At 52.7% G+C, this 12,578-nt stretch carries 13 protein-coding genes; 3 read left to right on the top strand and 10 right to left on the bottom strand.

Features of this window, described 5'->3' with window-relative positions; genetic code table 11:
• Positions 1-42 precede the first annotated feature (42 nt).
• The gene (locus R70331_RS04400; RefSeq protein ID WP_052418911.1) at positions 43-1,941 is read right to left on the bottom strand and encodes a sensor histidine kinase; all 1,899 of its coding nucleotides are present in this window, start codon (positions 1,939-1,941) and stop codon (positions 43-45) included.
• A 242-nt stretch (positions 1,942-2,183) separates the two neighbouring features.
• On the opposite strand from R70331_RS04400, the gene R70331_RS04395 reads away from it, so the two are divergent.
• Both R70331_RS04395 and R70331_RS04390 read left to right on the top strand, forming a co-directional pair.
• Positions 2,184-2,369: a hypothetical protein gene (locus tag R70331_RS04395; RefSeq protein WP_042173185.1), complete on the top strand. Its 186-nt coding sequence runs from the start codon at positions 2,184-2,186 to the stop codon at positions 2,367-2,369.
• A gap of 15 nt (positions 2,370-2,384) precedes the next feature.
• Positions 2,385-2,993 (top strand): hypothetical protein, encoded by a 609-nt coding sequence (locus R70331_RS04390; RefSeq protein WP_042173183.1) that lies wholly within the window; start codon positions 2,385-2,387, stop codon positions 2,991-2,993.
• An 80-nt stretch (positions 2,994-3,073) separates the two neighbouring features.
• Here R70331_RS04390 and R70331_RS04385 read toward each other — a convergent pair whose 3' ends face one another.
• The gene (locus R70331_RS04385) at positions 3,074-4,312 is read right to left on the bottom strand and encodes an MFS transporter (protein ID WP_042173181.1); all 1,239 of its coding nucleotides are present in this window, start codon (positions 4,310-4,312) and stop codon (positions 3,074-3,076) included.
• 206 nt (positions 4,313-4,518) lie between these two features.
• Here R70331_RS04385 and R70331_RS04380 point away from each other — a divergent pair, with 206 nt between their 5' ends.
• Positions 4,519-5,172 (top strand): peptidylprolyl isomerase, encoded by a 654-nt coding sequence (locus tag R70331_RS04380; RefSeq protein WP_042182137.1) that lies wholly within the window; start codon positions 4,519-4,521, stop codon positions 5,170-5,172.
• An 86-nt stretch (positions 5,173-5,258) separates the two neighbouring features.
• On the opposite strand, the gene R70331_RS04375 is transcribed toward R70331_RS04380, so the two are convergent.
• The 8 genes from R70331_RS04375 to R70331_RS04335 all read right to left on the bottom strand — a co-directional run bounded on the left by R70331_RS04375 (position 5,259) and on the right by R70331_RS04335 (position 12,480).
• Complete coding sequence (locus R70331_RS04375; RefSeq protein WP_042173179.1) at positions 5,259-6,353, bottom strand: Leu/Phe/Val dehydrogenase; 1,095 nt, start codon at positions 6,351-6,353, stop codon at positions 5,259-5,261.
• Positions 6,354-6,560: 207 nt separating this feature from the next.
• A complete protein-coding gene (locus tag R70331_RS04370; RefSeq protein ID WP_042173177.1) occupies positions 6,561-6,890 on the bottom strand; it encodes a hypothetical protein in 330 nt (109 codons plus the stop codon).
• 55 nt (positions 6,891-6,945) lie between these two features.
• Positions 6,946-7,647, bottom strand: coding sequence for a pirin family protein (locus R70331_RS04365; protein ID WP_042173175.1), 702 nt, complete (start codon positions 7,645-7,647; stop codon positions 6,946-6,948).
• Between the two features lie 440 nt (positions 7,648-8,087).
• Entirely contained in the window at positions 8,088-8,735 is a 648-nt protein-coding gene (locus R70331_RS04355; RefSeq protein ID WP_042173171.1) for a nitroreductase family protein, read from the bottom strand.
• A gap of 150 nt (positions 8,736-8,885) precedes the next feature.
• The gene (locus R70331_RS04350) at positions 8,886-9,323 is read right to left on the bottom strand and encodes an RrF2 family transcriptional regulator (RefSeq protein ID WP_042173168.1); all 438 of its coding nucleotides are present in this window, start codon (positions 9,321-9,323) and stop codon (positions 8,886-8,888) included.
• Positions 9,324-9,490: 167 nt separating this feature from the next.
• Positions 9,491-10,423 carry a manganese-dependent inorganic pyrophosphatase gene (locus R70331_RS04345; RefSeq protein ID WP_042173166.1) on the bottom strand — a complete coding sequence of 311 codons (933 nt, stop codon included), beginning with the start codon at positions 10,421-10,423 and terminating at the stop codon, positions 9,491-9,493.
• A gap of 123 nt (positions 10,424-10,546) precedes the next feature.
• On the bottom strand, positions 10,547-11,965 hold the full coding sequence (locus R70331_RS04340) for an RtcB family protein (RefSeq protein ID WP_042173164.1): 1,419 nt from the start codon (positions 11,963-11,965) through the stop codon (positions 10,547-10,549).
• 137 nt (positions 11,966-12,102) lie between these two features.
• Entirely contained in the window at positions 12,103-12,480 is a 378-nt protein-coding gene (locus R70331_RS04335; protein ID WP_042173160.1) for a hypothetical protein, read from the bottom strand.
• Between the last annotated feature and the right edge of the window lie 98 nt (positions 12,481-12,578).

The following is a 12,578-nucleotide window of genomic DNA, read 5'->3' as shown; positions in this document are numbered from 1 at the left end:
CCCAGCACTGCCCTTTTCCCTTCAAAAAAACGGATTTCATTTCTATTTATTGTGATCAGCTGGTAATTTTACCACAACCTCGGTTCCCTGGCCCTTTTTACTATAGAAATGGATTGCCCCGTTCATTGCTTCGATGATCCGGAAGGAGACCATCAGGCCGAGGCCCGTTCCCTTGGTCTTATTCGAATAGAAGGGCTCCCCCAGCCTGGCCAGCTCGCTCAGCTTCATGCCTTCGCCGTTATCCTCCACACTGATGATAATATGCTGGCCCGATTTCCAGGCCGATACTTTGATCAGGCCGTCTTCCTGCAGAGCTTCCACGCTGTTCTTAATCAAATTAATAAAAGCCTGCTTGAACTTGGCGGGACTGCCCAGCACAAAAAGCTCGTCCTGCAGATGCAGCTCCATGGTTCCGCCCTGCAGATTAGCCAGCGGCACCAGAATACCGGCAACATGCCGCAGCTCACCGGACACCTCAAATACGTCAACCTCTTCCATCCCAGGCTTGGCAAAGGTAAGAAAGTCAGTAATGATCACGGAGGCCCGGTCCAGCTCCTGCATCGCCATATTCAGATATTCCTTCTCTTTGCTGGCGGATCGTTCACCCAGAATCTGCAGGAACCCGCGCGTCACCTGCAGCGGATTGCGTACTTCGTGGGCTACAGAAGCGGCGAGCTCACTGATGATCTCCATTTTTTCCGAGCGCTGGGCGGCATTATTGAACTGCTCCAGTTCCCGCGAATAGCTCAGCGCCTGCTCATAATTTCTGGTAAAGCCGCGGCCGAGAATGACGATCAGCGAGAGGATGAATCCAACCACGCCCCACTTCCACCAATAGAGATGAAACGGGCTGCTGGACGAGAAATACAGCACCAGTTCACTGAGAGAAATGACCGCAAACAGCGCGAAACCGGTTGAAAAAATTACAGCATCCTTATTCCCCCTGTAGGCATAGACCACCGCCAGCCCCAGCAGATAGACCAGTTGTATGATCATCAGTATCCCTGTGACATTGACCGTCAAAAACGTATACAGATTGTCCAGCCGGTATGACAGCAGTGTGTTCAGCAAAAGGAACAGAAGGCAGAAAACTGAAAATCCGAGCTGTATATTACGGAACCGGACCAGATGACGCCCTCTTCCCGGCCCAAAAATCTGTTCAAAATATAAGGTAAAGGCAGGCAGCAGCATAAATAAGGCCACGTCGAAGACAGATTCGGTCAGATGCTCCCGGCTGCCCATAATAAGTGCAAGAAAAGGGGAGTATGTGATAAACAGAATCCCGAATGCAAAGATTACAACCACCAGCCAGTACCCGCCGGAGAACATCTTTATCTTCACAAAAAACAAACAGGCCAGCAGGACAACCGCCATAAACATCAGCGAAGTCCCCAGGATCACATCCACTAAATCCTGTTTGATATAGAGATTCATCAATCCGTCATAATGACCTAATCTGATCTGTCCGCCTACTCCGAACCCTCTGTCTCCGCTGGTGCTCCACAGATACAGCGGCCCGTCGCCCTGAGTGTCTGATATAGGAATAAGCACTTTGCTGCCGTTAAAATTAACTGTCTGTCTGGAATCATAGATAAGCCCGTTATTACGATAGGCTTTAAGGGTGGTTCCATATACTTTATCAATAAGCAGCGCTGTATACTCCTCCGTCTCCGGTATGTCAAAACGCAGCCAGACTGCGTCCGCACCGGCGGGCGGCAGCGGCCTGCCTGAATCTGCTGAACATTTCAGCCATTCCTCTTCCGGGGCAGCTGCTGCTGAAGCGGCTGTTTCCTCTCCAGGATATGCCCATTTTTGCTCCCAGTTAAGCAGGACCATATCCTGCCCGCTGCTCCGCCCGACAGCAAATCCTGCAATCACCAGAACGGTCAAGAGCAGAAACATGAACAGGACGGCCACTCTTTTTGGTGATGCCAGCTTCATTTTGACTCCTCAATAAATCATAAGTTGGATTTTATTAGTTCGTATGATTCTTATTTTCGACAACCTTCGCACTTTCCCTGCCTATATTGGCAAATTCCCGCGAAATCCCCGTTTTTATTTCCCCGGCGGTTAATCCCGCTGGAGAATGATTATATTAAGAATGCTGTATATTAGAAGGCGCAGATTCGCAGCCGCTTAATCGGGTATAGAACTACTATAGAACAGGGCAAGGAGGTCCGGCAATGAGTGAACAGAAGAAATCCGGCGCCGGCAGAGAACCGGATGCAGACAATCTTGTGACTGAACGCGATATTGATGAGGACTTTGGCCTCTTCCAGGAGGGATCATATCCCGGTGCACTGCCGGAGGAGGACCAGGAAGCAGCCATTAATCACGCTGTGCCCGATGAGGGACAGACTAAAGCTTAAAGGAGCTGAGCGGCTATGGGCAATGAGTTCAATAAAACTGAAGCCGATTTTGCATATGAGCGTTATCAAAAAATGGGCGACGTCACTCCAGAGCAGGATATTCCGCTGGATGAGCTGCGTCCGCTGGGCACTATTACGGAACAGGGCATCAGCGGTGTTACACTAGACACGGAGCGCCAGCCGCTGGAGTCAGCGCTTGCCAGCCACGAGCCCGTTCACGAGAGACCCGTTGATTTTGTTGACGGAATAGCAGACGATGGCTCTGATCCTGCGCTTGAAGGTGATTCCATCCTGGCCGCAGACATCGGGGCCAATGAGCCTGAGCCGGCACTTGGACGCAGGGCCGACCGCAACGCCGGCGTCACTGCCTCACCTGCCCCGCAGCGTGATGAGCTGCTGGAATCCGATGCGGTTTTTGCTGCCGGGGCAGCCGGATTAACCGGCAGCGTTATTGATTATGCCGACGATGAGGAAGCTTATGGGGATGACGGGGAGCAGCCGCTGGAGGATATTCCCGATGCGGACGAGCTGCAGCCCGGTACAGCAGTCGACCCGGCAGCCCCTCCTGTCGATGCGATGCCCGGTACAGATGTGCTGAACGGCTCCACCGGTGAAGAGGATTAATGAATGTGCAAAAGGCCAAAAGCAATTCCGGAAATGACCCTCCGGTGCTTTTGGCCTTTTTTTGTTATGGGATATAGAGCTTATAAAGGGCCTGCCGCTTCCACATCCGCGGGCCCACCGTGAGAACGAGCTTCGCCGACCTTGGCTTCCAGCTTACGGACCTTAACGAGCAGTGCAGCCACAAGCAGGATCAGCCCGTTGACGACGAACACCCAGCGGATCGGGATAAAAGCGCCCAGCAGACCGCCGATAATCGGACCGGCCATGGTTGCCAGCTGTGAGGCTGCCTGATTCAGGCCGAAGGCCCGGCCGCGGAAGCCCGGTTCAATGGTCTGGACGATCATGGCATTGACTGACGGAAGTACCCCGGCGTAGAACAGGCCGTAGGCAAACCGCAGAATGGCAAACTCCACATAGCCGGAGACGAAATATTGCAGGATGTTGCCGATTCCTCCGCCTATGAGACCAATGAACAATATGAATCCGAAGCCCTTACGGCTGCCGATCCTGCCCCATTGCGGTGCCATTATTACCGTCGCTATGCCGACAGCCGAGAAAACAATCCCTGAGCTTAGCGAGGCCGTATTTCTGGAAATCCCCATATCGAGCAGATAAATCGGCAGCAGCGGCTCCAGAATCATTACAGAGAATGTACTAATGCCGGCTAAAGAGAGCAATGTAATAAAAGCTTTATTCTTGACCGCCTCACGGATGTCATCACTGACGCGCGACCTCGGTGCAGATCGGTTAAAATTCTCTTCCTTGGCGAAAAAGGTGGCAATCAGCGCGGAGACAAGCACGATCACCGCCGAGAACAGAAAGGCGCTGCGGTTGCTCGAATAATAGCTGACCACGCCGCCGATCAGCGGGCCGATAATACTGCCGGTCGCTCCTGCCGTAGACATAATACTGAGTGCATAGCCGGTCTTCTCTTCCGGCGTATTGGTCGCTACCATAGCAATCGCCGCCGGAACGAATCCCGCCAGCAGCCCCTGCAGCACCCGGACAACCAGAAATACATATGGATCATGCACAAAATAATTGATTAAATATAGCGCAGCCAGACTGAAGCCCGAGCGGATCAGCATCGGCTTGCGCCCGTATTTGTCGGCCAGCGATCCCCAGTAAGGCGAAATCAGCGCACTGGCCAGAAAGGTAATCCCAAAGCTTACGCCCGACCAGATCTCCAGATGGCTGGTTACGCCCAGCTGGTCACTAAGAAAAATCGAGAGGAACGGAATCGAGATCGAATAGGCGGTGCTGCAGAAGAACACCCCGATCCAGAGCACAATCAGATTCCGCTTCCATGAAAATGCCAAGCTAACCACCGTCCCTTCTGTTATTCCCTGAAGCCTCTACCATATTAAACCTATTTTTCCGCCCTGCCAAACTCTATCTGCATCAAGTCTTTGCATCAGCCGGGACAAACCATGTATGATGAAGGTTGAATTCACCAGAATAACCAAGATAAAAAGGAGAGATTTATAACGTGAAGCGCACAAGAAAAGTACCCGTTATCCTGCTGATGATGATGACCCTGCTGATGGTTGTTGCAGCAGGCTGCGGCAATGCGGATACCAATAATGCAGGTAATGCCGGTGGTAATCAGGCCAGCCCTGCTACGCAGGCTCCAACCGAAGGTGTTCCTTCAGCTACAGCCAGCCATCCGGTTGTTACTATTGAAATGGATAACGGCGGAATCATCAAGGCCGAGCTGTATCCTGAGGTTGCCCCGAATACCGTTAACAACTTTATCTCGCTGATCCAAAAGGGCTTCTACGACGGAACGATCTTCCACCGCGTTATCCCCGGATTTATGATTCAGGGCGGTGATCCGGAAGGTTCCGGGATGGGCGGTCCGGATTATAGCATTGCCGGCGAATTCCTGGCGAACGGCTTCACCAATAACCTTCAGCACACCGAAGGCGTTCTCTCTATGGCCAGAGGCCAGGATGTGAACTCCGCCGGCTCGCAGTTCTTCATCATGGCTGCCGATTACCCGAGCCTTGACGGCAGCTATGCTGCCTTCGGTAAGGTGACAGAAGGCATGGATGTAGTCCAGGCTATCGTCAGCCTGCCGCGCAACAGCTCTGACCGGCCGGATACGCCGCCGGTAATGACTAAGATTACGGTGGACACACTGGGTGTTACTTACCCGGAGCCTGACAAAGCGGAATAACCTCCCTTTAGCCGGCGCAACTTACTTGTACAGCATAGAAGCCCGTCTCCGGAACAGGTCCGGGGACGGGCTTTTTCTAATTGCAGCTATCTTCTGCTGATGGCATGATGCGGATTGCGCAGGAAAGTGCTGCGGCTTCTGCGCAGCACTTCAATCCGCTCTTCCGCCAGGCGGTCTGCCGCCACGTAAGCCGGAATTCCGTTCGTGCGGGAAATCTCCAGGACGCGTGTAATGCTGTCATATATCTTGGCGATCTGCTTGAAGGCACGATCCTTATTATAACCATTCAGCTCATCAGCAATATTGATGACGCCACCGGCATTAATGACATAATCCGGGGCATAGACAATCCCCAGCTCATGCAGGGCATCCCCGTGGCGGGGCTCCTTAAGCTGGTTGTTGGCTGCACCGGCTACTACCTTTGCCTTAAGCAGCGGCAACGATTCATCATTGATGGTTGCTCCAAGCGCACAAGGTGCATAAATATCGCAGTCCACGCTGATAATATCAGCCGGGTCAACGGCTCTGGCCCCATAGGCCTCCACCGCACGGGCTACCGCATCCTTGTTAATGTCGGTTACAATCAGCTCCGCGCCTTCCTCATGCAGATACTTGCACAGTGTAAAAGAGACATTGCCCACACCCTGTACAGCAACCTTTCTGCCGGCCAGTGAATCACTGCCGAAGGCCGCTTTGGCCGCCGCCTTCATTCCCTGATATACCCCGAAGGCCGTAGCAGGCGACGGATTGCCGGAAGAACCATAGGTAGCGGAAATTCCGGTTACGTAATCAGTCTCCTGATGAATAATATCCATATCTGTCTCAGTAGTTCCAACATCCTCAGCCGTGATGTAACGTCCGTTAAGTCCTTGTATGTATCGTCCGAAGGCGCGGAACATCGCCTCATTTTTGTCCTTTTTCGGGTCACCGATGATGACCGTTTTCCCGCCGCCCAGGTTTAGCCCGGCCACCGCATTCTTGTAGGTCATTCCTTTGGCAAGCCGGAGCGCATCAATCACCGCTGCTTCCTCATTCGCATACGTCCACATTCTTGTCCCGCCCAGCGCAGGCCCCAGTGTTGTGTCATGAATTGCAATGATTGCCTTTAATCCCGATGCCTTGTCCTGGCAAAATAAAAGCTCCTCGTAATCGTCCCGCTCCATTGCTGCAAACAATTCCATTATGACCATTTCTCCTGTCTTATCGCATTATGCGTGTTACGTTTCATAACAAAGCTAGTACAGACAACTTTTATTGTCAAGTTCATTTGTCCCTTTTGTTGGGGAATTCTACAAAACGAGGCCAATAACGTACATACAACTCACGTTAAATGTCATTAATATAAGTTAACAAAATACATGTATTTAAAAAGAGGCGTATTCACGCCCCTATTCCCAGTAAGCATCCGGCCGGTATTCAATTTCCGACTGTACCACAATACTTAGACATCCCGAAGCCTCGTTATATTGGACGGGATTATCCCCGACATAATACCAATGCTTGATTACCGGCCCCTCCGCAGGCTCCTCGAAGCGGAATACGTTCAGCTCGGAGCTTAGTTCCACCACGGCCGTTCCTTGGGCGGATGATACACCGTAAATCTTAATCAGTGTCAGCTCTCCCTCCGGATCAAAAGAATAAGTCAGCCCGTCAGTACTGCTGACCAGCATCCGCCCTGTTACCGAGTGCTTCACAAGTACCCTTTCCTGCTGCTGCATTTCCGGCTCCCTCCTTCAACATATCATTGTGCAGAACGGGTTATTGCAGCTCTGATTACGGCAGATCAATAACCATGACCAGAATATCTTCCTCTGCGGCCAGCAACAGTTCATGTACCCCTTCAATGCGGGCTGAATCCCCCGGCTGCAGAACCTGCTGATCCCGCAGCTGAAGCCGGCCTTCAATCAGATAAATAAAGCAACGCCGCCCTGCTTCCTGACGGAACGCTAACTCCTGGCCTGACACGGCCCGGCCCAGATAGATCGTCATATCCTGGGCGATGTCTACAATCTCCGGTCCATGCTCCGGCGCCACTACCGGCAGCAGCCTGCCCTCAAGCTTAGCCGGATCAAATCTCCCGGTTGTATAGGAAGGGGCCGTACCGCGGTTACGCGGCATGAACCACAGCTGCAGCAGCCGCACGGGCTCTGCATCCGAAGGGTTATGCTCAGTATGGATCGCTCCGGTTCCTGCCGACATCCGCTGGACGCCGCCAAACTCTGTCTCCGCCACATTGCCCAGATTGTCCTCATGGCGCAGCCTGCCGGACAATACGATGGAGACGATCTCCATGTCGCTGTGCGGATGGGCTCCGAAGCCTCTGCCCGGCGCAATCGTGTCATCATTGCAGACCCGCATCGGACCGAAGGCGGTGTTGTCCGGATCGTAGAAATCCCCGAACGAGAAGCTGTGGCTGCCCTTCAGCCAGCCGTGATCGAACTGATGTGCGGATGCTGCGGAATAAACCTTGATCATAAGCGTCCCCTCCTGATTGTCTGGTGAGTTCGGGTTAGTACAAGTTATACTACATAATTCTTTGCTGCAGGCATTAACAATAATATAGCAGAAACTACGGGAAACCAAAAATAGCGGCAGCCGCCGGAGCGGTTGACGGGCCGGGTGTGGCGTGGCAGCTGATAGCAGCGAACTTTGCGCATAAACGAAAGTAGCGTTTATGCGGGCACATGCCGCCCGCTATCCATTTGCTTAAAGGGATTTCTCCCTTTATTCGCTCATCTTCGGCCTCCTCCGGCAGCATACTTCAAAAATGCGGGCCTCCAACGGCCCAATAAAAAAGGAGCAGCCAGCATACGCCGGCTGCTCCTTTCCTTGATTCAACACAGGCCTCCGCTTATCCGGCGGTTACCTGCCTTACAGGCGCCACCGTTCACCGTTCCCCTGCTCCTGTGTATTACTTATCCTTCAAACCCATTCCACCGGGTCACTTCCTCCAGCGGCAGTCTGGCTGTAGAGCGCCCTTCTGCCGCCGCTTTGCCGAGGGAGATCAGCATCACGGGCTCATAACGTTCAGAAATGCTGAACAGCTCGCGTAATTTATCAGGAATAAAACCGCCCATAGGCACAGTATCATATCCCCTTGCTTTGGCTGCAAGCATCAGCTGCATGGAGACCAGGCCGCCGTCGACCAGGGCGATTTCCTTCAGCTTCTGAACCGGCATAGCGGAATAGCCGTCTTTGCTGCGCTTAGCCATTGCTGCACCTATCTCTGCAGTAACGTATCCGGCTGCCTCAGCGTACTCATATATTTTCTCCGCATTGCGGTAAGCTTCGATATCCCCGATAACGGCAATTGTAACGGAAGCATCGACAACCTGCTGCTGGTTATAGGCAATTGGCAACAGCTGCTGCTTAAGCTCCTGATCCGTAATTACAATAAAGCGCCAAGGCTGCAGGTTGGATGAGGACGGGGCCAGAATGGCTTCCCCCAGAATTTCTTTAATTTCCTCATCGGAAATTTTCCAGGACGGGTCATACTTCCGTACCGAATGCCGTTCCCGGATCACCTTACTAAACTCTACCTCTGTTTTCAGTTCTGCTGTCATTTTCTAACTCCTCCTCTTCCTAATCCCGTTTAATCGTATTCTGTGTATATAAAAGCACAGTTAACGCCAAAAAAATATCTGCCCCTCTAAGCTGCTGAACAATTAACTGTAATTAATTACGCACAGTATAATTCACAAAAAAGCATCCTGTCAACAACCAGACTTGCGCACCATATCGGCGAGGGAATATTTTTCCAGCACAGCCATCATACTACGGTCCATTTCCGCAAAAATATCGCTGCAGGCGTCTATCATCCGCTCCCCAGGCACATTACCGCACATCGGGTCGTTTCCCGCTTTGCTGCACACTTCGCCCGCTTCAAGCGCCTGATAGATTTCGGCAAGCGTCAGCTCTTCAGGATCACGGTTTAACCCGTATCCGCCGTCCCGGCCTTCTTTGGTCACCAGAATCTGCGCACGCGTCAGCTTAGCCATCGTCTTTCTCAGCAGTGTCGCCTCGGAGGAGAGCAGCTCGGCCATTTCACAGCTTGAACAGGTATCGCCTTTACGGGCCAGAACCACGAGCGCCTGCAGCACCAGTCCGAAGGATTTATGTTGAACAGCCCCGCTGCTACGTGTTTTTGTCATGCCGGTGCTCCTTTCTGACACATTGTTGTATGTTAAGTATAGAACGCGGAACCCTTTTTAGCAAAAAGAAAGCCCCTGCCGGATTCATCAATGCTCCCGGACAGAGGCTTACTGCTTATACATATAAATAGTCAGCTATATTAACCGTTAAGCTTGTTAAAAAAAGACTACAGCTTGGCGATCGTTTCAGTCAGCACAGGTACAATCTGTGATTTGCGGGATACTACGCCTCTAAGCAGCGCTTTGTTGTCATCCAGCTTCACATTGTACGCCTGCTCTACCGCTCCGGCAACACGGCCGAGTGCCAGACCAACGGAGTCGTTATTCAAAATATCGGTTACCACGAACAGGAACAGATCCAGTTCTTTTTCAGCAATAACAGCTGTAAGAGCAGCTTCCAGCTCCGCCTGCTTGGAGAGAACATCGTTCACATCAACTGCGTTGACTTGGGCGATTTCTACCTTGTAGGCTCCCATTTTGAATTCTTTGGCATCCAGGGTGATCAGCTGGGCAATGCTCTTGTCGCTGAGGTCAGCTCCTGCTTTGAGCATAGCCAGGCCGTATTCCTCTGCGTTTACGCCGGCGATTTCAGCCAGCTCACGTGCAGCAGCTACATCCTGCTCGGTGCAGGTCGGCGATTTGAACAGCAGGGAATCAGAAATGATTGCGGACAGCATCAGGCCGGCGATTTCTTTGGAAATCGCTACACCGTTTTCTTTGTACAGCTTGTTCAGGATAGTCGCTGTGCAGCCAACCGGCTCAGCACGGTAGTACAGCGGGTGCGCTGTTTCGAAGTTGGCGATCCGGTGGTGGTCGATTACCTCAACTACACGGACCTGCTCAATTCCGTCTGCGCTCTGCTGGCGTTCGTTATGGTCAACCAGAATCACCTGAGCGGCTTCTCCGGCAATATTTCCTACGAGACGGGGTGCAGCCACACCGAACTGGTCGAGCGCAAACTTAGTTTCTCCGCTTACTTCTCCCAGACGTACAGCTTCAGCATCCCAGCCCAGCTCTTTCTTCAGTGCCGCATAGGCAATTGCTGAACAGATTGTATCCGTATCCGGGTTTTTGTGTCCAAAGACGAGTGTTTTTTCCATTTCCAATCTCCTTACTTTGTTTTTTGTGAATAATATACCATACATTGATAGGGACAAGCCAGAGACCGGCCCGGAAGATTGGAGTGGAACAAGCCTGTCAGACTGAAGCAGACAACCCGCAGGCTAGATGCCTTTAATTACGGCCATCGGTTTGCACTTGGCTACAACATCAGCCAGGCCAGCTCCCGTAATGCTGTCGATAATCTGGTCAACATCCTTGTAAGCCTGCGGACATTCATCGAGGATGGTGTCCAGAGAGCGGTGATTGACGATAATCTCCTCATCCGTGCCTACCCGCAGCGACTGGCTGAATTCATCCACAGTCACTGCCAGGCGGGTTGCTCTTCTGGAGCGCACCCGGCCGGCCCCGTGGCAGATGGAATAAAAGTTCTTCAAGCCCTCCTCGCGGCCGAGCATAATGTACGATGAGGTGCCCATGGAGCCGGGAATGAGCGCCGGGTGTCCCGTCGCCTTGTATACCGGCGTGTTCAGGAAATGCCCCGGCGGCAGCGCACGGGTTGCCCCTTTACGGTGCACAAGCATCGGCTGCCCGCGGTGGAATTCTTTTAGCGCATAGTTATGCATCAGGTCATACAGCACCGGCATTTCGAACTGCGGACCATACAGGTCACGGAAGGCCTCCTGCACCCCGTAAGCAATCATATGCCGGTTCGCTACGGCAAAATTCAGTGCAGAATACATCAGGTTCAGATACGCCTGGCCTTCACGGCTGCTGATCGGCGCATAGTTCAGGTTCGGGTCAGGGTTGGTTACACCCCACAGATGCATCGCTTCCTTAATTGTCTTCGTATGCTCCCGTCCGACCATCGCCCCCCAGGCACGCGAGCCGGAGTGGATCATCACCACAACACCGCCGTCGTACAGGCCCCACTGCGCTGCCAGCTCCTTGTGCTCCTCAGCAATTTCCAGATACTGAATCTCACAAAAATGATTACCGCTTCCCAGCGTCCCGAGCTGGCCATGGGCGTTTTTACGGATTTTGGGCGGCAGCTGCTCCAGCGCGGCATGATCATAACGGAAGTTACTTTCCTCCACATGGGTGATCCATTGCTGAGAAGGGATATATTTTTCCGGCAGACCGTTCAGGCCGTTTCGCACAACCTCCATAATATCGATGTCGGCGTAGTTACTGTTGACACGTTCATTGGTCGGCACATATTGTTCAATGGCTTCGATCAGTCTGCGGCGGACCTCCTTGTCCTGTAAATCCCGCTTATGCAGGGGCGTTGTGTGGACACGCATTCCGCAGCCGATATCCACACCGACAATCGAAGGCGAGACCATCCCGTCCTTCATGTTCCACACCGCCGTCGTGCCGATGCAGGTTCCCACGCCGACATGCGCATCCGGAGTATAGCCCATATATTTATTGCGCGGAATCTGCAGATTGTTATCAGCCATCTCAAACACTTTGTCTTCAAATGACTCGTAAATCTCCTGATTGGCAAAGACATGCAGCTGCCCGTGCGGGAGCTCCAGCTCATAGTGGTTGCTGCCGTGCGATTTGATGTTTCTGGTCATTGTTTCTCCTCCTGTGATGTTAATTTATATAAAAGAAGCCGCCGGTCTGCGCGCGTCTCAGCTCCTACCTGTGTACAGGTGCAGCGAAACTCGCGCAATCCGGCGGCTCTCATCCATCGTCTAGTGCCTAAGCACGGCTAATGTAGACCAGACCTGTGCCTCTGCACCTTGTGAGAAGGAGAGGTGGCGGGATGAGATGGATAGCTGCCGGATGAATAAAGCCCGCACTCCCCCTCGCGCCGTCTGGATACGGCGGGACGAAGGGACTCCGGGTACAGGCCTGGCTCGTAATCTGTTGCCGGACTTAAGGCTGTAGCTGAAGCCGGAGCAGATTGCGGATCCAAAGCCAGGGCTTTAGCTATATCTAGAGATGGAGCTGATTCCAGGCCCCGCTCTAGGACTGGAGCTGTTTGCGTAGCCGGAGCTTGCTCCAGATCAAAACCTGTGCCAAGCTCTTTGCCTAGCGCCGCTGCCAGCTCTATGTGCTGCTCATACCATCTCAATACTGTGTTCATTACTCTCTCTCCTTTCAGGAAATATGGGGGTTAAGACGCCTCTACGGCTCAATTAAAGGGAATTTTCCCTTTATTCAGTGCCAGAGCCCGGCTTTCAG

The organism is Paenibacillus sp. FSL R7-0331, assembly GCF_000758645.1.
Lineage (GTDB): Bacteria > Bacillota > Bacilli > Paenibacillales > Paenibacillaceae > Paenibacillus_AQ > Paenibacillus_AQ camerounensis.
Note: the sequence above shows the minus strand (reverse complement) of the source record. Positions and strands in the feature narration are given on the sequence as shown.

Coding starts and splice junctions, on each gene's coding strand:
- R70331_RS04400 (WP_052418911.1), bottom strand. CDS start 1,941: ATGAAGCTGGCATCACCAAAAAGAGTGGCCGTCCTGTTCATGTTTCTG.
- R70331_RS04395 (WP_042173185.1), top strand. CDS start 2,184: ATGAGTGAACAGAAGAAATCCGGCGCCGGCAGAGAACCGGATGCAGAC.
- R70331_RS04390 (WP_042173183.1), top strand. CDS start 2,385: ATGGGCAATGAGTTCAATAAAACTGAAGCCGATTTTGCATATGAGCGT.
- R70331_RS04380 (WP_042182137.1), top strand. CDS start 4,519: ATGATGATGACCCTGCTGATGGTTGTTGCAGCAGGCTGCGGCAATGCG.
- R70331_RS04375 (WP_042173179.1), bottom strand. CDS start 6,353: ATGGAATTGTTTGCAGCAATGGAGCGGGACGATTACGAGGAGCTTTTA.
- R70331_RS04370 (WP_042173177.1), bottom strand. CDS start 6,890: ATGCAGCAGCAGGAAAGGGTACTTGTGAAGCACTCGGTAACAGGGCGG.
- R70331_RS04365 (WP_042173175.1), bottom strand. CDS start 7,647: ATGATCAAGGTTTATTCCGCAGCATCCGCACATCAGTTCGATCACGGC.
- R70331_RS04355 (WP_042173171.1), bottom strand. CDS start 8,735: ATGACAGCAGAACTGAAAACAGAGGTAGAGTTTAGTAAGGTGATCCGG.
- R70331_RS04350 (WP_042173168.1), bottom strand. CDS start 9,323: ATGACAAAAACACGTAGCAGCGGGGCTGTTCAACATAAATCCTTCGGA.
- R70331_RS04345 (WP_042173166.1), bottom strand. CDS start 10,423: ATGGAAAAAACACTCGTCTTTGGACACAAAAACCCGGATACGGATACA.
- R70331_RS04340 (WP_042173164.1), bottom strand. CDS start 11,965: ATGACCAGAAACATCAAATCGCACGGCAGCAACCACTATGAGCTGGAG.
- R70331_RS04335 (WP_042173160.1), bottom strand. CDS start 12,480: ATGAACACAGTATTGAGATGGTATGAGCAGCACATAGAGCTGGCAGCG.